This window comes from Kitasatospora sp. NPDC004745 (assembly GCF_042873275.1).
Taxonomy (GTDB): Bacteria; Actinomycetota; Actinomycetes; order Streptomycetales; family Streptomycetaceae; genus Kitasatospora.
The window spans coordinates 181,465-199,375 of record NZ_JBIALK010000013.1 but is presented as its reverse complement, the minus strand read 5'-3'; the positions used below and the strand labels follow the sequence as shown (position 1 = coordinate 199,375).

At 73.5% G+C, this 17,911-nt stretch carries 24 protein-coding genes and 1 pseudogene; 14 read left to right on the top strand and 11 right to left on the bottom strand.

The features are described from left to right. Positions 1-352: 352 nt before the first annotated feature. Complete coding sequence (locus tag ACFYUY_RS22205) at positions 353-742, bottom strand: helix-turn-helix domain-containing protein (RefSeq protein ID WP_360207030.1); 390 nt, start codon at positions 740-742, stop codon at positions 353-355. A 100-nt stretch (positions 743-842) separates the two neighbouring features. Between ACFYUY_RS22205 and ACFYUY_RS22200 the strand changes: the two genes are divergently transcribed. Both ACFYUY_RS22200 and ACFYUY_RS22195 read left to right on the top strand, forming a co-directional pair. Further along, entirely contained in the window at positions 843-1,592 is a 750-nt protein-coding gene (locus ACFYUY_RS22200) for an NADPH-dependent F420 reductase (protein WP_387902755.1), read from the top strand. A gap of 338 nt (positions 1,593-1,930) precedes the next feature. After that, the gene (locus tag ACFYUY_RS22195; protein WP_360207035.1) at positions 1,931-2,179 is read left to right on the top strand and encodes a hypothetical protein; all 249 of its coding nucleotides are present in this window, start codon (positions 1,931-1,933) and stop codon (positions 2,177-2,179) included. Positions 2,180-2,312: 133 nt separating this feature from the next. Here the strand turns inward: ACFYUY_RS22195 and ACFYUY_RS22190 are convergent, their stop codons facing one another. Beyond that, positions 2,313-3,203: a LysR family transcriptional regulator gene (locus tag ACFYUY_RS22190; protein ID WP_360207038.1), complete on the bottom strand. Its 891-nt coding sequence runs from the start codon at positions 3,201-3,203 to the stop codon at positions 2,313-2,315. Positions 3,204-3,401: 198 nt separating this feature from the next. On the opposite strand from ACFYUY_RS22190, the gene ACFYUY_RS22185 reads away from it, so the two are divergent. The 3 genes from ACFYUY_RS22185 (at position 3,402) to ACFYUY_RS22175 (ending at position 5,301) form a co-directional block, all read left to right on the top strand. Then, a complete protein-coding gene (locus ACFYUY_RS22185; protein WP_387902752.1) occupies positions 3,402-4,367 on the top strand; it encodes an SDR family NAD(P)-dependent oxidoreductase in 966 nt (321 codons plus the stop codon). A 15-nt stretch (positions 4,368-4,382) separates the two neighbouring features. Further along, a complete protein-coding gene (locus ACFYUY_RS22180; RefSeq protein WP_387902750.1) occupies positions 4,383-4,751 on the top strand; it encodes a nuclear transport factor 2 family protein in 369 nt (122 codons plus the stop codon). A gap of 70 nt (positions 4,752-4,821) precedes the next feature. Continuing rightward, on the top strand, positions 4,822-5,301 hold the full coding sequence (locus tag ACFYUY_RS22175) for a hypothetical protein (RefSeq protein ID WP_387902747.1): 480 nt from the start codon (positions 4,822-4,824) through the stop codon (positions 5,299-5,301). A 246-nt stretch (positions 5,302-5,547) separates the two neighbouring features. On the opposite strand, the gene ACFYUY_RS22170 is transcribed toward ACFYUY_RS22175, so the two are convergent. Then, entirely contained in the window at positions 5,548-5,823 is a 276-nt protein-coding gene (locus tag ACFYUY_RS22170) for a hypothetical protein (protein ID WP_387902744.1), read from the bottom strand. Between the two features lie 261 nt (positions 5,824-6,084). Between ACFYUY_RS22170 and ACFYUY_RS22165 the strand changes: the two genes are divergently transcribed. Next, positions 6,085-6,831, top strand: coding sequence for an aminoglycoside phosphotransferase family protein (locus ACFYUY_RS22165; RefSeq protein WP_387902741.1), 747 nt, complete (start codon positions 6,085-6,087; stop codon positions 6,829-6,831). Positions 6,832-6,947: 116 nt separating this feature from the next. Here the strand turns inward: ACFYUY_RS22165 and ACFYUY_RS22160 are convergent, their stop codons facing one another. Then, positions 6,948-8,264, bottom strand: coding sequence for an MFS transporter (locus ACFYUY_RS22160; protein WP_387902738.1), 1,317 nt, complete (start codon positions 8,262-8,264; stop codon positions 6,948-6,950). 118 nt (positions 8,265-8,382) lie between these two features. On the opposite strand from ACFYUY_RS22160, the gene ACFYUY_RS22155 reads away from it, so the two are divergent. Further along, positions 8,383-8,610: a hypothetical protein gene (locus ACFYUY_RS22155; RefSeq protein ID WP_360207054.1), complete on the top strand. Its 228-nt coding sequence runs from the start codon at positions 8,383-8,385 to the stop codon at positions 8,608-8,610. A gap of 113 nt (positions 8,611-8,723) precedes the next feature. Here the strand turns inward: ACFYUY_RS22155 and ACFYUY_RS22150 are convergent, their stop codons facing one another. Further along, positions 8,724-9,338, bottom strand: coding sequence for a TetR/AcrR family transcriptional regulator (locus ACFYUY_RS22150; RefSeq protein WP_387902735.1), 615 nt, complete (start codon positions 9,336-9,338; stop codon positions 8,724-8,726). A gap of 37 nt (positions 9,339-9,375) precedes the next feature. Between ACFYUY_RS22150 and ACFYUY_RS22145 the strand changes: the two genes are divergently transcribed. Together ACFYUY_RS22145 and ACFYUY_RS22140 are read left to right on the top strand one after the other, a co-directional pair. Continuing rightward, on the top strand, positions 9,376-9,702 hold the full coding sequence (locus ACFYUY_RS22145) for a rhodanese-like domain-containing protein (RefSeq protein WP_360207058.1): 327 nt from the start codon (positions 9,376-9,378) through the stop codon (positions 9,700-9,702). Between the two features lie 190 nt (positions 9,703-9,892). Next, positions 9,893-10,105, top strand: a complete 213-nt coding sequence (locus ACFYUY_RS22140; RefSeq protein WP_387902732.1) for a winged helix-turn-helix domain-containing protein — start codon at positions 9,893-9,895, stop codon at positions 10,103-10,105. Between the two features lie 41 nt (positions 10,106-10,146). Here ACFYUY_RS22140 and ACFYUY_RS22135 read toward each other — a convergent pair whose 3' ends face one another. Next, the gene (locus ACFYUY_RS22135; protein ID WP_387902730.1) at positions 10,147-10,368 is read right to left on the bottom strand and encodes a hypothetical protein; all 222 of its coding nucleotides are present in this window, start codon (positions 10,366-10,368) and stop codon (positions 10,147-10,149) included. A 153-nt stretch (positions 10,369-10,521) separates the two neighbouring features. Between ACFYUY_RS22135 and ACFYUY_RS22130 the strand changes: the two genes are divergently transcribed. Together ACFYUY_RS22130 and ACFYUY_RS22125 are read left to right on the top strand one after the other, a co-directional pair. Further along, the gene (locus ACFYUY_RS22130) at positions 10,522-11,097 is read left to right on the top strand and encodes an NUDIX domain-containing protein (RefSeq protein WP_387902727.1); all 576 of its coding nucleotides are present in this window, start codon (positions 10,522-10,524) and stop codon (positions 11,095-11,097) included. A gap of 223 nt (positions 11,098-11,320) precedes the next feature. After that, positions 11,321-11,716 carry a S24/S26 family peptidase gene (locus ACFYUY_RS22125; RefSeq protein WP_387902724.1) on the top strand — a complete coding sequence of 132 codons (396 nt, stop codon included), beginning with the start codon at positions 11,321-11,323 and terminating at the stop codon, positions 11,714-11,716. 169 nt (positions 11,717-11,885) lie between these two features. Here ACFYUY_RS22125 and ACFYUY_RS22120 read toward each other — a convergent pair whose 3' ends face one another. From ACFYUY_RS22120 to ACFYUY_RS22110, 3 genes are all read right to left on the bottom strand, one after another. Then, positions 11,886-12,653, bottom strand: a complete 768-nt coding sequence (locus tag ACFYUY_RS22120; RefSeq protein ID WP_387902722.1) for a hypothetical protein — start codon at positions 12,651-12,653, stop codon at positions 11,886-11,888. Positions 12,654-12,816: 163 nt separating this feature from the next. Beyond that, positions 12,817-13,395, bottom strand: a complete 579-nt coding sequence (locus ACFYUY_RS22115; RefSeq protein ID WP_387902720.1) for a GNAT family N-acetyltransferase — start codon at positions 13,393-13,395, stop codon at positions 12,817-12,819. Between the two features lie 126 nt (positions 13,396-13,521). Continuing rightward, positions 13,522-14,400, bottom strand: a complete 879-nt coding sequence (locus tag ACFYUY_RS22110) for a sigma-70 family RNA polymerase sigma factor (RefSeq protein ID WP_387902717.1) — start codon at positions 14,398-14,400, stop codon at positions 13,522-13,524. 83 nt (positions 14,401-14,483) lie between these two features. On the opposite strand from ACFYUY_RS22110, the gene ACFYUY_RS22105 reads away from it, so the two are divergent. Further along, complete coding sequence (locus tag ACFYUY_RS22105; protein WP_387902715.1) at positions 14,484-14,933, top strand: carboxymuconolactone decarboxylase family protein; 450 nt, start codon at positions 14,484-14,486, stop codon at positions 14,931-14,933. A gap of 484 nt (positions 14,934-15,417) precedes the next feature. Here ACFYUY_RS22105 and ACFYUY_RS22100 read toward each other — a convergent pair whose 3' ends face one another. Both ACFYUY_RS22100 and ACFYUY_RS22095 read right to left on the bottom strand, forming a co-directional pair. After that, positions 15,418-15,933, bottom strand: coding sequence for an RICIN domain-containing protein (locus ACFYUY_RS22100; RefSeq protein ID WP_360207086.1), 516 nt, complete (start codon positions 15,931-15,933; stop codon positions 15,418-15,420). Positions 15,934-16,371: 438 nt separating this feature from the next. Beyond that, positions 16,372-16,575, bottom strand: coding sequence for a DUF397 domain-containing protein (locus ACFYUY_RS22095; protein ID WP_387902712.1), 204 nt, complete (start codon positions 16,573-16,575; stop codon positions 16,372-16,374). Between the two features lie 36 nt (positions 16,576-16,611). On the opposite strand from ACFYUY_RS22095, the pseudogene ACFYUY_RS22090 reads away from it, so the two are divergent. After that, a pseudogene (locus tag ACFYUY_RS22090) lies at positions 16,612-16,776 on the top strand (IS256 family transposase); the annotation flags it as partial. 49 nt (positions 16,777-16,825) lie between these two features. Next, the gene (locus ACFYUY_RS22085) at positions 16,826-17,809 is read left to right on the top strand and encodes a GNAT family N-acetyltransferase (RefSeq protein ID WP_387902709.1); all 984 of its coding nucleotides are present in this window, start codon (positions 16,826-16,828) and stop codon (positions 17,807-17,809) included. Positions 17,810-17,911 lie beyond the last annotated feature (102 nt).

Sequence of the window (17,911 nt, the reverse complement as noted above, 5' to 3'; positions counted from 1 at the left end):
CGCGACGAACCGGCCCTTCAGGTGGCAGGCGCTGCCCGCGGGCGGGCCGGGAACGGGCGAGGTCAGCCGCGGCCACTCCTGCCGCCCGCCGGGGGGCGAGCGCGCCCGCGCGTTGCGCTCGGCCGCGGCGCCCCCCGTACGCCTCCCGGACCGCGCGGGCGGCCGACGGCGGCCGGTCGGCCGGGCCCTCGCGCAGGGTCAGGTCGACCAGGGCGCCGCCGAGCACGGACGGGTCGAACCGCACGTCGTCCTCTCGCCGAACCGTGAAAACCGGGCCCGACGATATGCCGGGCGCGGCAGCGGCGGCGAGGGCTTTATCGGCAGCCCCGGGGGCGCGGGTCAGCCGCCCGGCTCAGCCGGCCGGGGCAGGGGCAGGGGCCGGGGGAGCGGACCGCGGGGCGCGGGCGGCCTCCTGGGCGGCCATCACCTCGTCGCCGTGCTCGAAGGCCCAGGCGCCGAACGCGTCGATCGGGGCCAGCAGCGTGCGCCCCAGCCCGGTGAGCCCGTACTCGACCCGGGGCGGCGCGCCCGGGTGCGGGCGCCGCTCGACCAGCCCGTTGAACTCCAGCCGCCGCAGGGTCTCGGTGAGGACCTTGGAACTGATCCCCCCGATCCGCGCCCGCAGCTCGACCGGGCGGGCCGGGCCGTCGCGCAGCGCCCACAGCAGTACGGCGTTCCAGGTGTTGGAGAGCAGGTCGAAGGCGAGGCGGGCGCGGCAGTCGGCGAGGAAGGCATCGGTCACGTACCAGATGGTGCCCGACCGGCCTCCTAGCGTGGAACGGACGGTCGGCGCCGGACCGGGCCAACGGCCCCGGCCGGCACGGGAGAAGAGGACACACGCGATGGAGATCGGCGTACTGGGAACCGGCAACATGGCCGACGCGCTCGCCACCCACTGGGCGCGCGCCAGGCACCGGGTGACCATCGGCGGGCGGGACGCGCAGCGGGCCGAAAGGCTCGCCGCCCGCATCGGCCACGGCGCGCGGGCGGCCGGTCTGCGCGAGGCGGCGGCCTGCGGCGAGGCGGTGCTGGCCGCACTGCCCTTCGGGGCGGGGGCCGAGGTGGTGCGGGAGCTGAGCCCGGAGCTGGCGGGCCGGGTGCTGATCGACTGCGCCAACCCGGTCGGGCCGGGCTTTCGCCTGCTGACGCAGGGCGGCCCCTCGGCCGCGCAGCGGCTGGCCGCGGCGGCGCCGCACGCCCGCGTCGTCAAGGCCTTCAACCTCTGCCACGAGGACGTCTGGCGGATGCGGCCGCCGGTGTTCGACGGCCGGCGGCTGGCCGTGCCGCTGTGCGGGGACGACGAGGCGGCCCTGGCGTGCGTGCGCGAGCTGGTCGTGGACGCGGGCTGCGAACCCGTCTCCGGCGGCGGCCTCGAACGGGCTGCGCTCCTGGAGGCGACGGCCGCGCTGTTCATCGCGCTGTGGGTCGGCGAGGGGGCGGACGTGCAGGCGATCGCGCCGCCGCTGGCGTACGCGACCGGGCCGGGAGCCGGGGGGGGGCGGCGGACGGCGGTGACCGGTCCGGGGGTGATCGGGGGTGACCGGCAGGTGGTCGGTGGGTGGTTGCATCCCGCGGGCTGCGCTGGCAAGTGATCGTCCGGCCGATTCGGGCCCGGCCCGGCGGGCCGGCGCGGCCGGGCGGCGGCCGGTGCGGAGGTGAACGCCCGGTCCGTCGAAGCGGGTGGGCCACGCCGCTTGACGCCATCGAATCTGGTGGTCCAGACCACCAGGGGAGCCTGGGTCAGTGCTCTCAACTCCCCTGGTGGGAGGTGGATGTGGCGGAGCGTCCGACCGCCTCCGACTCCGGTGATCGACTGTTTCCTGCCAAATTGGTCTCGACCATTGCCTCGAATCCGGGATTCCGGAAGGCTCACAGCCGCAACGCCGGGAGCGGACCCCGGCGTTCTCGTCAGAGGGAGGAAGACACCGACATGGCACTGCGCAAAGCGGTTTCCACCATGGCCCTGGCCGGACTGCTCACCGTCGCGGGCGGCCTGATGGCCGCCCCCGCCGCCCAGGCGTCCACCACGAGGACCACCGGATACACCTACATCGGCATGTACCCGAGCGGCGCCGCCTGCGAGGCCGCCGGCCGCGCCTACGTGACCCGCGGGGAGGCCGTCAGCTACTTCTGCGACGTCGCCCCCAACACGGCCCGCCTCTCGGTCTGGTTCTACTGACCGGTCCGGACGCCGGGCGGGCCGGGCCGCGCCGCCCGGCGTCAAACCGGCGGGCGGCTACCCGCCCGCCCGGCGTCGGTCCGGCGCCGACAACCCGCCCGCCCGGCGTCCGCCGGCGTCGGAAGCACCGCCGTCAGAGCTCCAGCGCGCCGATCTCGCGCACCGTCCCGGCGAGCGCCCGGACCAGGTCGTTCTCGGCGTCGCTGCGCCACACCAGCGCGTACGAGAGCGTCCCCATGTCGGGCACCGGCAGCCAGAGCACGTCGGACATCGACCAGTGGCGGGTGACGTGCGCCGGGAAGGGGTGGACGATCTCCCCGGTGCCGACCAGGTGGATCAGCTCGTCCGGGCCGGTGACCGGCTCGATGCGCTCGATCGTCCGGCCCCGCGGCGTGTGGAAGGACAGGTAGCCGTCCTCCCAGTAGTCGGGCATGTCGGGGGCGGTGGCGTGGGCGAAGTCGGCCAGCGCCTCGAAGGGGACGCAGTCGCGGCCGGCGAGTTCGTGGTCGGCGGCGACGGCCAGGACGCGGCGGTCGCGCAGCAGGACCGGACCGACCGTGAGATCGGACTCCTCCACCGGCAGCCAGGAGACCAGCACGTCCATGTCGCCCTCGCGCAGCCGGGCGAACGGGTCGATGAACGGCGCCCGGCGCAGCTGCAGCTCCCACTGCGGATGGCGGGAGCGGAAGGCCCGCCAGTAGCCGTGCAGGTCGGGCACGTTGAAGGGCAGCATGCCCACGCGCAGCCGCTCCGTCTTGCCGCGCACGGCCAGCCGGGCCCGCTCCAGGCTCGCGCGCAGATCCGCGTAGACCGGTTGCAGATCGGCGCGCAGCTGGTGGCCCAGCGGCGTCAACCGGACCTGGCGGCGGTTGGAGCGGTCGAACAGCAGGCCACCGAGCTGTCTCTCCTGACGGCCGATCACCTGGCTGACACGCGCCTGGGTGAGGTGCAGTCTGGCGGCGGCCCGGCCGAAGTGCAGCTCCTCGGCCAGGGTCAGAAAGACCTCGATGTCGCGTATCTCCATGGGCCGGCGGCCTCCCGTCATAAGCCTGAGTGATGGGATCCTACGGATCTTCGGCCTTGATGATCACTGCGGGTGGCCGGAAGATCGACGGTAGGGCCGACACCCGGCGACCGCGGACCAAGCCCGGCCGCGGGCCCGGGACTTCACCGCCCCACGCCCGCCCATGCCCGCCCGATCCAGGACAGGAGCGCACCACCCGTGCACACCGCCGACACCGCCGCCGAGGCCCCCGCCGGCACCACCGGCCGCATCTGGCTCATCACCGGTGCCAGCCGCGGCCTCGGCCACGCCTTCGCCCGCGCCGCGCTCGCCGCCGGCGACCGCGTCGCCCTCGTCGCCCGCACCCTCGCCCCGCTCGAGGAGCTCGCCGCCGCCCACCCCGGCCGCGTCCTGCCCCTGCAGGCGGACCTGACCGACCGCGCCGCGGCGTTCGCCGCCGTCACCGCCGCCGCCGACCACTACGGACGGCTCGACATCGTCGTCAACAACGCCGGAATGCTCTCCATGGGCATGGTCGAGGAGTTCACCGAGGCCGAGGCCCGGGCCCAACTCGACATCAACTTCTTCGGCGCACTGTGGATCAGCCAGGCCGTCATGCCCGTCCTGCGCCGCCAGGGCGCCGGCCACCTCGTCCAGGTCTCCAGCATCGCCGCCCTCGGCGGCTTCCCCAGCACCGGCCTCTACAGCGCCAGCAAGTTCGCCCTCGAGGGCCTCAGCGAGGCCCTCGCCACGGAGGCGGCCGCCTTCGGCGCCAAGGTCAGCATCATCCAGCCCGGCGGCTACTGGACCGACCTCTACACCGCCATGCACAGCACCACCCCCCTCGACGCCTACGCCCCGCTGCGCGAGGAACTCGCCAAGCAGTTCGCCGAGGGCTCCGTCGACAGCGACCCCGAGCTCGCCGCCACCGCCCTGCTCGCACTCGTCGACAGCGACCGGCCGCCGCTGCGCCTGCTCCTCGGCAGCATGGTCTACGACCTCGCGTTCGACATCGCCCGCACCCGGATGGAGACCTGGGCGGCATGGGAGCCGGTCAGCCGCGCCGCGGAGCGGGCGACCGCCGCACCGGGGACCGCCGCACCGGGGACCGCCGCACCGGGGACCGCCGCACCGGCGGACCGTGCGCCGGCGGACGGACCGGTGGCGGACCGCACCGGGGCCTGATCAGGGGGGCGCAGCATGTCGTTCCGCACCACGTCCGAGGTCGTCCACCGCTTCAACCGGGCCTTCATCGAGCACGACGCCTCGCTGCTCGCCGACCTGGTCGCCGAGGACTGCGTGGCCGAGGCCACCTGGCCCGCCCCCGACGGGACCCGCTACGAGGGGCGCGCCGCGTGCCTGGCGCTGTGGCGGGCGCTCGCCGAGGACCGCACGTGGCGGTTCGAGCCGGAGGCGGTGGTGATCACCGGTGAACGGGCGACGGTCCGCTGGCGCCACCACTACGGCGACGGCCCCGGCGACACGGTGCGCCGCGTCCACCTCACGCTGGTCCGGGACGGGCTGATCGTCGAGTGCCTGGGCTACAGCAAGTCCCCGGACGGCAGTTGAGCCTTCCGCCCCGGCCCCCGCCCCGCCCCCAGGGCCGGGGCGGGGGCCGGGCGGGTGCGAGGATGCGGGGGTGTACCGGTACCTGAGCGTCCGCTCGGACGCCCGCCACCGCGCGGGTGTGCCGGCCTGCGTGCTGGTGGAGCACCTGGACGCGGCGCCCGGCCTGCGCAGGAGCGACGCGGCCTGCTACCTGGCCGCCGACGGCCACCACTGGCTCAGCGTGGTCCTCGCCGCCTGCGACGACGCCGGGAACCACGCCGTCCACGAAGGCCGGGTGGCCGACCGGATCAACCTGGTCGAGCTGATCTGCTCCTCGGCCGACGGCCGCCCCGGCCACGACGCCGCACTCGCCCGGGCCACGGGGGTCGCCGACCTCCTCGGCTGGGAGGTGGTCGACTCCGACACCGGTGAACTCCTGCACGGTGGCGGCCCGTCGGCCGTCGCCGCCGCCGCGGCGGTCCCCGCGCAGGCCGTCGCCGCCGCGGCACGGTGCACCGCCGGCTGCCCGACCTGTTCGGGTGTCGACGGCGCGGCTGGGTCCGGATCCTGAGCGGACGCAAGGCTGACGGCAGTGCAGGGGACGCGGACCACGGCACGATCGGCGGCGGCTACGCCGACTACCTCCTGCGCCCGGACGCGCGGATCGAGCAGGCCCTCACCGCGGCCCCTGGGTACGGCCCGCACCGTGGTCGACCTCGGTGCCGGGGACGGGTCCTGCGAGTCGCCGGCGTTCGAGGTGACGGCGGTCGAGCCGTCGGCGTGACCTCCGTCCCGGCCCGACTCCGCCGGGCCGGTCTCACTGCGCCGTCCGACGCCGTCCCCTCAACTCGGCGAGCCAGAGCCGCACCTGCGCGTCGTCGTGGAGGTAGCAGCCGTGGCCCGCACCCGCGGGAAGGTCGATTCCGTGCAGCAGGCCCAGCGCCCACCAGGAAAGGTCGTCCCATCCCAGCTCGTCCCGCTTCACCCACCCCGCGGCCCAGCGGTCGACTTCGTCCCGGGTGCGGCGGCCCTCGACGAGTCCGACGAAACGGTCTTCGATCTCGTCGAGGTCCGGCTGGGGAACGGTGCTCACGGCCCGACCGTACACGCAGGGCGGACGGCGCCTGATGCGGCACCAGCGCTGTGGGTGCGCGTCGTGGCGCGCGCTCTCCGCCCGCGGCCGGCCGGTCCGCGGAGTCCGTCGATCCCGGCCGTGCGGGCCTCGGGGGCGAGCCCCCCGGGGGCCGGTCCGCCGTCGTGCAGCGGCCGCCGGGCGGCGGGAGGCGGTCGGGCGCGTCATCGCAGGTGACAAACCCGGCGACGCCGGCGGCCGTCGCCGGGATACTGGTCGCCCATGAATGAGGTCGAAGTCGTCGTCGCCCATTCCGAGCGCGCGACCCTGCGCATCGGCGACGTGTTCCTGAAGGTGGACGCCGATCAGGCGCGCATCGACACCGAGGTCGAGGTGTTGTCCCTCGCGCCGGTTCCGACCCCGCAGGTCCTGTGGCGCAAACCGCACGTCCTCGCGATCGCCGCGGTCCCGGGGGCGACGCTCGGGCGCCTCGGCGGGCCGTCGACCGGGTCGCCGGCGGCGTGGGCCGCGGCGGGCGCCGCCATCCGGCGGCTGCACGACGCACCGCCGCCGCCCTGGCAGGGCCGGGCCGGCCGCAGCGCGGTCGCGCTGGCGGCCGAACTCGACGAGGAGTGCGGGGCGCTCGTGACGAGCGGCCTGCTGCCCGCCGACCTGGTCACCCGCAACCGCCGGATCGCCGAGGCCGCGCTCCGGCCGCGGACCGCGGCGTTCACGCACGGCGACCTGCAGATCGCCCACGTCTTCGTCGACGGCGACGAGGTCACCGGCATCATCGACTGGTCCGAGGCGGGCCGGGGCGACGCCCTGTCCGACCTGGCCACCTTCACGCTCGGACACGAGGAGCGCCTCGACGACGTCCTCGCCGGCTACGGCACCGACGTCGATCGCGACGTGATCCGCGCGTGGTGGTCGTTGCGAAGCCTGCTGGTGGTCCGCTGGCTGAGCGAGCACGGCTTCGACCCGTTCGCACCGGGCTGTGAGGTCGACGTGCTGAAGTCCCGGATGTGAGGGGCCCGGGCCGGAGCCGTCCCCGCGCGGACGCGGCCGGAGCCGAGCGCTGCGCGGGAGACGTCCGGCAGGTCCGCGGCCCGCGGCCCGGACAGCGGCAGCCCGGCACGGGAGTCCTACGCGCCGTCGGGCAGCGGGGTCCGCTCGGGCCGGTCCTGCGCCGTCGTGGCCGTCGCGGCCGTCGCGGTCGGTTCGGCCGGGGCGGGGGCCGGGCGGCGGGTGCGCAGCGCCCAGGCGGCGACCGGCGGTCCGGCTGCGCCCAGGGCGGCGAAGAACACGCCGAGCAGCAGCCAGCCCGCCTGCCCGAGCCCGAGGACCGCCGTGGTGAGGACCAGCGGGGCCAGCGCCTGTCCGGCGTTGAAGCCGACCCCGAGGAAGCCCTGGTACTGCCCCTGGGCGTGGTCGGGGGCCAGGCCGAAGCCGAGCGCGTAGCCGCCCGAGGACTCCCACACCTCTCCGAGGCTGTGCACGACCACGGCGAGGACGGCGAGCCCCGGCGCGACCCAGACCGGAACGTCCGCCGTCAGGGCCATCAACGGGCAGCTGACCAGGAAGAGCAGCCCGGCGAGGCGCAGCGCCCGGCCGCCCTGGCCCGGGGTCTCCACCCGGGAGCCGATCCTGCTCTGCAGCAGCACGCACACCCCGCTGCTGACGGCGTTGACCGCCGCCACCGTCCAGCGGGGCGCGTCGGTGTGGGCGGAGAGCCAGATCGGCAGGAGCAGGGAGACGGTCTGGTACTGCAGGCCCATCGCGCCGTAGAGCGCGACGAAGGTCAGGTAGGGCCGGTCGGACAGGACGGCCGCGTGGTGGTGCTCCTCGGGCCGGGGCAGCGGCCGGTAGTTCGGGACGCCGCGCAGGGCGATCAGGGCGGCGCAGGCGAAGCTGGCGGCGTTGGCGAGGATGAGCGCGGTGTACGCCTGGCGGGTGCCGACCGACACGGCGACGGCGGCGCCGAGGGTGCCCGTCACCACGCCGAGGTTGACGAAGGTGCGCAGCTTCGCGCGGAAGGCGGCCGGGTGGTCCCCGCCGGCGCGGGCGACGAGCGCTCCGCCCGCGGCCCCGCCCGCCGTCGCCGCCAGGCGGTCCAGGGTGGCGATGAGCGTGAACGTGCCCCAGTCGTGGATGAGGACGAACGCGGCCATCGTCGCGGCCTGCAGGACGACGGCCGTCAGCCAGACGGTGCGCGGTCCGTACCGGTCGGCCAGGTTCCCGGCCGGGACCCCGGCCAGCAGCCCGACCAGCCCGGCGACGGTGAGGCCGACCCCGACCTGCGCGGCGGGCAGGTGCACCACCAGGGTGAAGTAGAGCACCGCGGCGGTGTTGAACAGCCCGTTGCCCACCCGGCTGACGAAGCTCGCGACGATCAGGGCGCGCTGCGGACCACCCGGCCCCAGCACGCCGGACATCCGTGACCCGGCGCTCTTCATGATCATGTCGAACAGGCTAACAGCGGCCCCCCGGGGCCCTTTTCGAACGGGGGCCGTCCGGGCCGCACCGTGCGGAGGTGTGCATTCACCGCACGGCGAGCGGGAGTTGGGGAAGGAATGCTCCATGGCGAAGCTCAGGCGCAACCGGTTCACCGGGCCGCCGATGATGTTCACGCTGCTGGCGGGGATGACGGCGCTGGGTGTCGCGGGGTTCGTGCTGCTGCTCGTCCACGGGGCGGGCGTCTGGGCCGTCGTCGGGATGGCCGCCGCCGTTGTGCTGGCCCTGGCCGGGGTGCTCGGCGCGCTGTTGCTGGCCATGATCCTCGACGGGTTCAAGAACAACCTGCGCTGAGCGGTCCGACGGGGTCGGGTCAAGGCGCCGGGAGCGGGTGCCCGTACACGGGAAGTCGGCCCGGCCGACTTTCCGCGCCCCCGCCACCGCCCGCCGGACGGCCCCCGGGGGCGTCACAGTGCGCTGTGGGCCAGGCGGATCAGGCCGCTGCGCATCCGCTGCTCGCCGAGTTCGGGCAGGAGCGCGGCGACGTGGTCGGCGGCCAGGGCGGCGAGCAGGGCGTGGGCGGTCTGGCCGGGGTCGGGGGCGGTGGCGAGCAGGATCGCCAGGTGGCGGTGCCAGAACCGGTAGGCCCCGATGCGGTAGCGGGCGCCGGGGGTGGCGGTCTCGGACATCCGGACCAGCGCCAGGTGCTCCAGCAGGTAGTCGAAGTACGCGTCGATGAACGCGGTCAGGCGCTCGGGTGCCGGGGCTCCGGGGCCGAGCGGCGGCGGCCCGTGCAGGATCCCCTCCTGGAGGACGCGCTCGCGGGCGTCCAGGAGGGCGACGGCGAGCCCCGACTTGTCGCCGAAGCGGCGGAACAGGGTGCCCTTGCCGACGCCGGCGGCCGCGGCGATCTGGTCCATGGACACGGCCTCGACGCCCAGTTCGGCGAAGAGCCCGGCGGCGGCGTCCAGGACCGCGGCCCGGTTGCGGGCCGCGTCGGCGCGTTCCTTGGGCGGCGGGGTGCGCAGCAGGTCGAGGGGGATTGCAGAACCGGACTGCGGTCCGTTACTGTCGTGAGCCATAAGAGGACTGTAGTCCGATTCCTTCGGAGGTAGCGACATGACCGCACTCATCACCCGTGACGACCTGGCCGCGGCGATCGAAGCCGACACCGTCACCGTCGTCGACGCGCTCGGCGGCGCCTACTACGACCAGCAGCACCTGCCCGGCGCGCTGGCCCTCGTCCTCGCCGACGTGGACGCCCAGGCCCCCGCGCTGCTGCCCGACCTCGACGCCGCGATCGTCACCTACTGCTCCAACCCCGCGTGCCCCAACAGCGGACAGGTCGCCGACCGGCTGACCGCCCTCGGCTACCGCAACGTGCGCAAGTACCGCGAGGGCATCCAGGACTGGGTCGAGGCGGGCCTGCCGGTCGAGACCGCCTGAGCCGGAGCGGGGCGGGAGGGTGGGGCGTGGGGCCGGAGGCGGGGGAGCGGGAAGTCGCCCCCGCCGACTTCCCGCTCCCCGCAGCGCCGGAGCGGCCAGTGCCGGGTCGCCCGGGCCGTTCGCTCCGGCCGTCCCGGGATCAGCCCGGCAGCCGGCTGCTGCAGCCCGACAGCCAGTCGCCCAGCTCGCCGTGCAGCGGGTCGTCGGCGCCCTCGGCCTCGCCCCGGCCACCGCCAGCCAGCACGCCAGCATCCTGGCCGAGGCCGGACTGACCGCCAAGGAGCGCCGGGGCGGCACGGTGGTGCACCACCTCACCCTGCTGGGCGAGGTCCTGCTGCGCGGCGGGATCACGGACGCCGCGCAGAGCGCGTCACGCCAGCTGGCGGGCGGCGGCGAGGGCTGAGGCGGGCCCCAGGGGCTTCCGGCGGAGCCACCCGGCGGGCTTCAGTTCCACGGCTCCCGGTGGGGGTCCTCGCCCAGCACCCGCGCGGCGGCCTCGCACAGGTCCGCGCCGAAGAGCTGGTTGCTGCCCCACTTGGAGCCCCACAGCTCGGACGCGGCCTCGGCCACGGCACGCCAGCTGTACTCCTCGTCGACCCGCCACGTCCGGATCCGGGCGGCCATCTCCGGGGTGAGCGTCGCCGGATCCACGATGCTGTGCGTCATGGCGCCGACCCTAGCGCCCGTCGGTGCCCGGCCGTCCGCCACCGGGCCGTCCGTGCCCGTTCCCGGCCGTCCGGCGAACTGGCCGGGCCTCCTGCGGCGTCTCCGCCACCTGCGGACGTGCACAAGCAACGAACCATGCGAGGAGCCCAGACGATGCCCCACCCCGGATCCGCCTCCGCCGAGGTCCCCGCCTACCTCCCCGGCATCGCCCGCGCCTTCCCCGCGGTCTCCTGCCTCGTCACCGACCCGGACGGGCGCATCCTGCTCGTCCGCAGCTTCAACCGTGAGCCGTGGGGCTGCCCCGGCGGCGTCATCGACCCCGGCGAGACCCCCGAACAGGCCGCGGAGCGGGAGCTCCTGGAGGAGACGGGGCTGCGCTTGAGCGCCGGGCGGCTGCTCCACATCGCCTGGGCCAGCGGCGACGGCAGTGACCTGCCGAACATGCCGGGCGTCCAGTTCTACTTCGACCTGGGCACCGTCCCGCTTCCCCACCCGCCGCTGCGCCTCCAGCCGGACGAGATCCGCGACGCCGCCTGGGTCGCCCCCGCCGACCTCCCCGCCTACACGGGCGCCCTGCGCCTCTCCCGGCTGCGCGCCGCCCTGGCCGCCCGCGCCGGCGGCGAGGTCCGCGTCCTCTCGGCCACCCGCGCCGAGCTGGCCGCGGACGCGGCGGCCTACGCCGCGACGCTGCGCACCGGGCCCGTCGGGCGCACCGAGTCCGCCGGGTAGGGCAGTCGGTGGCCCTGACCGGCCGGGTCGTCCGGCCGGCTCCTCACCCCTGCCCGGTGATCATCTCGAGCACGGCCCGCGCCGTGTTCCACCTGCCCGGCGGCCCAGGCACCGATGTCGGCAGCGGCGCCGCGGCGCCGCTGCCGACGTGCCGCTGCCGGCGTGCCGCGCCGTCAGCGGAAATGCTTCGCTGCGGCGGGGCCTGGTCGGGCACCATCGGCGGATGGGCATGTTGGATGCAGTCGCAGGCAGAGTCGCCGGCGGGGCGACCGTGGAGTTCCGACCGAGTGGCTCCTCGATGGTTCCCTTGATACGCAGTCGGCAACAGGTGGTCGTCGCGCCGGTCGACCCGTCGAAGCTGGACGTCGGAGACATCGTTCTCGCGCGGGTCGCCGGGACCGTGTACTTGCATGTGGTGTCGGCGGTGGACCAGTCCCGGAAGCGGGTGCAGATCAGCAACAACCGGGGACGCGTCAACGGCTGGACCAGCCATGACCGTGTCTTCGGCATCTGTCTGGCGGTCGAGGGTGCGACCCGGGCCGGGGCGGCGGGAAAGACGCTCGGGGTCACCCCTCCGGCAGCTCCCGGGCAGAAGCCCTCCTCGCACAAGCCGAATTGACGGTGTGTCCCCCAGCCGGTCGTCCACGCCCCGCGACCGGATGTCCGCGCTGCACACGGTGGTCGTCGACGCCTCGCCGGAGACCGCGGTGTTTGCCGGCGCCCCTCCGGAGCGGAAGCCCAGGACAGCTGCCCGCCACCTGCCGAACGACGGCATGCCCGGCCTCGGGCTATCCGGTGGGCGTTCGCTGCCTGCGCCAGCGGTCCCGGTGGAAGATCGGTTCGACGGCGACGACGCAGAACGCGTGCATGGGCCGGTCGGTGCGCCCGGGGTCGAAGAAGCCGACCATGTCGCCGAGGAAGCTCTCGCCGTGCCGGTGGACGTGGGGGTCCTGGGCGACGCGGTCGCCGACCGCGGTGAGCCAGTCGCCGATCCAGAACAGGACTTCGGCGCGGGCGGTGATGACGATCGTCCCGGCGCGCTCGGCGAATCGGGCGGGATGGCGATCGGCTCGGCGACGGACGTCGTCGGGACGGTCCGGAGCCCGTGCCGCCGGGGCGGTCACGCTCAACGGCGCCGAGCCACGGCGCATCCTGTGCCGCAGGTCGGGCCAGTCGGAAAGCCGCAGCCCCGTGTCCTCACGGGCCAGCAGCACGGGCAGCGGACGGGTGTCGCCGCCGGCCGGGGCCGTCGGTCGGGCGCCCGGCGGGACCGGGATGTGGATCGCGCTGTGCGAGCTCGCCGCGGCGACGCGGAACAAGGCACCGAGCCGAAGGAGATCGGCGCGGCTCACGCGCAGATACCCGACGTGGTGGTCGGGAGGGTGGACGAAAGTGTTGCGGAGCATGGGGCCGGTGCTCAGGATCCGGCTGAGACCGGATCCGGGATCGGCGACAGGATGGCTCGTGACCTGCAACCGCATCCGGCCTTCATCAACCCTCATGCGCGAGGTACGACACGCACGCCGGGCGTCGGCGACGGAGATCTCCGTAGGCATGGGAGTGATCATGACCGCCGACCGCCCGCCACCGCCAACGGGTTTACCGGCCCCCGCGCGAGGCCGGGCGCCCGGGGGAGCGCGGGAAGTCGGCGGGACCGACTTCCCGTGCAGCGGGGTGGAGCCGGCGGGCGGTGCGCTGCGCTGCGCCCGGGGGAGGGCTTCAGCTCGCCGGCTGCGGGTGGCCGCGGTGCGCGGTCCACTCGGGGGCCAGGACGGCCATCGTGTGGGCGTCGATCCATGCGCCGTCCCAGCACAGCGCGTCGCGCCGGGTGCCCTCGCGGACGAAACCGAGCTTCTCGTAGACGTGGTGGGCCCGCAGGTTGAAGGCGAAGACCTCCAGTTCGACCCGGTGCACGCCGACGGCCTCGAAGGCGTGGGCGAGGACGAGCCGGCTCGCCTCGGTGCCCAGCCCGCGGCCGAAGGAGCGGCGGTCGAACAGGCTGATCCGGAACGAGCAGGAACGGTTGCGGGCGTCGAGCTCCGACAGCACGACCTCGCCGACACAGGTGCCGGTGGCCCGTTCGACGATCGCCAGGTCCAGCCGATCGGCGTGCTCGGCCCGGGAGCCGTACCAGCGTTCCAGCGTTTCGAGGCCGAAGACCTCGTGGGTGCCGGTCAGCCGATCCGTTTCGGGGTCGGCAGCCACCGCGACCAGTGCGTCGGCCGTGCAGACCGGACGCAGGACCACGCGCTCGCCGGCGAGCGTCGGCTTCTCGGCGAAGGAGATCTCCGTAGACATGGCGACGATCATGACCGCCACCCGCCCGCCACCGCCAACCCGTTTACCGGCCCTCGCGCCAGGCCGGCGTCCTGGTCGAGCGTGACGAGCGGGCGGCGTGACGAGCGGGCGGCGTGACGAGGCCGCTCACGCAGGGGCAGGCAGGTCGATCCGCGCGAGCTTGGCCGGGTCGACCACTGCCGTGATGGCGGTGATCCGGCCGTCGGTGACGGTGAACGCGAGGACCGAGAGCGGGGTGCCGTCCTCGCGCCAGGAGAGGACGCCGGGACGGCCGTCCACGAGCGCCGCCCGGCCCAGGGCGGCCGCGCCGGCGGCCAGCTGCGCGCCGGCGGCGACCTTGGTGGCGCCGAGGGTGACGACCACGCCGCCGGGGGTGTCGATGGTGAGCCTCACCTCGGGGTCGAGCACGCGGAGCAGACCGTCGAAGTCGCCACCGCGGGCAGCCGCCAGGAAGGCGTCGACCACCTCGCGCTGTTCCCGGCCCGCGCGGGTCGGCCGCTCGGTCGCCCGAACCTTCCGGCGGGCACGGCTGGCGAGCATCTTGGCGGCGTCGGTGGACTTGCCGAGGATGCGCCCGATCTCCTCGAACGGCACCGCGAACAGGTCGTGCAGCACGAACGCCAGCCGCTCGCCGGGCCGGAGAGAGTCGAGGACGACCAGGAGTGCGAGCCCGAGCGAGTCGGCGAGCACCGCGTCGTCGTCCGGGGCGGGGGCGTCGTCGAGCGTGACCACGAGTTCGGGCAGCCGGTCGTCGTAGGACGCCTCTGGGCGGGTCCGGCGCGAGCGCAGGACGTCGAGGCTGATCCGGCCGACCACGGTGGTCAGCCAGCCGGAGAGGTTCTCGATGACCGCCGCGTCCTGGCGGGAGAGTCGCAGCCACGCTTCCTGGACCACGTCCTCGGCGTCGGCGTGCGAGCCGAGCACGCGGTGGGCGACCGCGCGCAGCCGGTCGCGCTGGGACTCGAACGCCTGGGCCACCGGGTCCGTCGAGCCGGTCTCGAACATGTTGTTACCTTCCCCGAATCCGTTCCGTCATGGGTGATGACGGGTCCGGACGGGCCCGGGTAACCGCTGAAGGAGCAGGACTGATGGAACCACGCCTCAAGGGTGCGATGAACCCCGACCTGATGACCGCGATCCAGCACCTCCACAAGGCGATAGCCGCCGGAGGTGTCGACCGGCGCCTCCTGTCGCTGGTCCACCTGCGCGCCAGTCAGATCAATGGCTGTGCGCCGTGCGTGTTCGCCACCGTCTCGGGCGCGAAGAAGGCCGGGGAGACGGACGAGCGGCTGCACCACGTGGTCGCGTGGCGCGAGACGCCGTTCTTCACCGACGAGGAGCGGGCGGCGCTCGCGCTGACCGAGGCCGCCACCCGCATCCAGGACGGCGCCCCCGGTGTGACCGACGAGATCTGGGATGCCGCCGCCGACCACTTCACCGGGGAGCAGCTGAACGCGATCATCCTGGAGATCGCCATGACCGGCTTCTTCAACCGGATCAACCACACGATCCGGGAACAGGCCGGCAGGAGCTGGTGAGCCCACCAGGGCGTCGTCCACGGGGGACGACGCCCTGGTGGCCGGCCGGCGCGGCGAGGGCCACGAAACCGGTGACCAGCGGGGCCCGTTTGAGGGGGAAGTCGGCGAGGCCGACTTCCCCCTCATGGAGCAGGGGAGGCGGGGCGGCGGGATCGCAGGCGCGGCAGGCGACTTCGCCGCCTGAGCTGGGTGGTGCGGCGGATTCGCGCAAGCTCAGGTGGAATCGGACCGGATGGTGTGGCGGACGAGCCGCTGGTGCTGCTTGAGACGGGCAGAGCATCGTCCGGCCACCCCCGGAGCGCGCCGCCCGGGGAGTCGCTCCCGTGTTGCTCAGCAGATGAACGGGCAGGAACGTGCTTGCAGGGACGGTGGAATGAGTGTGGCTCCGCACCCTTTGGGCTGCGGAGCCACACTCATCGTGGTGCCGGCCGGATTCCGCCGGTTGCCAGCCGCTGCGCTGGAGGACCTTTCAGTCCCTGTGCGGTCAGGCGTACTCAGTGACCCAGCGCTGCTCGGTGGGGTAGTCGGACGCGCAGCGCCAGAGGGTGAGGTAGGTGCCGTTGGCGTGGCTGCCGCCCTTGTTCGTCAGGCAGCGGTAGTCCGGGCCCGAGTAAGTGGTCCAGGTCCAGCCGGTGTCGAGGCCGAACTGCTGCGGGTAGTTGGTACCGCTGTAGTCGCAGTCCCACAGCGTCAGGACGGCGCCGTCGGTCTCGTAGCCGTTGCCGTACGGGGTCAGACACTTACCGCTCGCCCGGTTCACGAGCCGATAGCCGGGGCCGGCCACCTGCACGTCCCACTGCTGCAGAGGCGAACCGGTGCAGTCCCACAGGGTGATGATGGTTCCGTTGGAGGTGCCGTTGCCCTTGGGGGTGGCGCACTTCCCCGAGTACTTGTTCTGCAGGGTCCGCCAGTCCGCGGCGCTGGCCTGCGGGGCGATCGAGACGTTCATGACGACCGCGGCCAGGAGGGCCGCGAAGACAGCAAGAATGGACTTACGCATAATCAACTTTCCTGAGCGGAGCACACGGTACGCCCCATGTCCGGCCGTGGGCAGGCCGTCGGGCTCGACGGCCTGCGGCCAAGATCAAGTAAAACACCTGGCATCGTTGAAGGTTGTGCCCGAAACGATCACCGTTCCGTAACGACTCCATTGCCGCACGAGGGCGTAGCGGCGCTGGTCAGAGGCATGTTGAACCCGGGCCTGACGACTGTCGGGTCATCAGCTTCTCTGTCACCGCGAGCACTGTGAACGGCGAACGCACCAGTACGCATGTCCGGCTGATCACCACTCTGCTCGATCCCGATCGCCATCCGGCCGCGGACCTGGCAGCCCTTCACCATGAGCTGTGGGAGGCCGAGACGGCCTGCTTCGGCATGACGAGGCCCTGGTGTCCCACCTCGCCGCCCCGTGGGTGGGGCGGCGAGGCGGGTGTTGCTGTCAGTGGGCGTCGAACTCGCCGGTGTGGACGGCGGTGACGAAGGACTGCCATGCGTCGGCGGTGAAGGTGAGGGCGGGGCCGTCGGGGTCCTTGGAGTCGCGGATGGGCATGACGCTGGTGTAGCCGTCGGCGACCTCGACGCAGCCGTTTGACCCACCGCTGTAGGTGCTCTTGCGCCAGGTTGTGGGGTGGGTGTCGTTCATCCGGTGCCCTCCTGATCGAGCGTTGCTGAGGCTCACATCACGGTAGGGCCGGGAGTGGGAAGTCGGCGAGACCGACTTCCCACTCCTCACCAGACCCGCTGGCGAGCCGTGAATGCGCCCCACCTCGTCGCTCTCGTCCGAGCCGGAGCCCACTTCGAACGCGGCTATCTCGTGGAACGGTCGAACACGACCGCAGTATGAAGCATGAACAGGGTGGCGGACCTGCCTCGAAGTTGGAGATCATCCGATCATGTCGGATGACACGCCAGGACAGGACCTCCCAGCCGGCTTCGGGTTCCGGCCGTATCGGGGTGAGGAGGACCACGGTCCCATGGCCGCGGTGCGGCTGGGATGTGTCGAACGGGACGGGGTCGACACCCGTTCGGTTGTGGAAGGGCTCCCGACAGCGGCCGAGATCGCCGAGGCCTCTGCCAAGCTGGACGAGCCGTCCGAGAACCAGGTCCTGGTGGTACGCGACGGGAGCGTCGTCGGCTACTCGACGATCCGGTGGTGGCAGGAGCGGGACGATACGTGGCTTTACCTGCACCGCGGTTACCTCTTGCCCGAGCATCGCGACCAGGGCATCGGGTCAGCCATGCTGCGCTGGGCCGAAGAGCGGATCGGCCGGCTCACCGAAGACCATGGCACGGCTCGGACTGCAGTGATCGGTGCGAACGCCATGGTCTCCGAGCAGGACGCCACGGCGCTTCTGCTCGCAGCCGGCTACCGACGTGTCTTCAGCCTGGTCGAGCTGGAGCTGGGCGATCTGCAGCAGTTGCCCGAACGAGGCAGCGAACTCCCGGCCGGGATACGGACGGGGCCGATCGGGACCGGCCACTACCGCGCGGCCTGGAGGACGGTCGTCGAGTCGTACGCGGAAACCGGTTTCACTCAGAAATGGACCTTCCAGGACTTCGTCGACACCGCCGACCCGGCATGCTGGAGGGCTGCCTGGAGGGGGCAGGAGATGCTCGGCGTGGCCCTGTGCTCCATCCGCAACCACGACCACACCGTGGGCGAGGTGGAAGAGCTGAGCGTCCGAACGGACCAGCGACGCCTCGGAATCGGCCGGATCCTGCTGCTGGAAGGGCTGCGAAGCCTTCGCGAGCAGGGTGCAACGACGGCCAGGCTGTACACGGGCACGGCAAATCCCCACCGGTCCTACGATCTTTACGAGAGCGTGGGGTTCCGGAGACAGAACGAGTATGTCCGCTACCGCAAGCCACTCGCTTGATCGACCAGCCGTTGGACTGTCCGGTCGATCCACACTTGTCGTCGGCCATGTCATGCCCTCCTGCGCCATCCAGAGCTACCCCTGCCCAGGCTTCCCACTCCG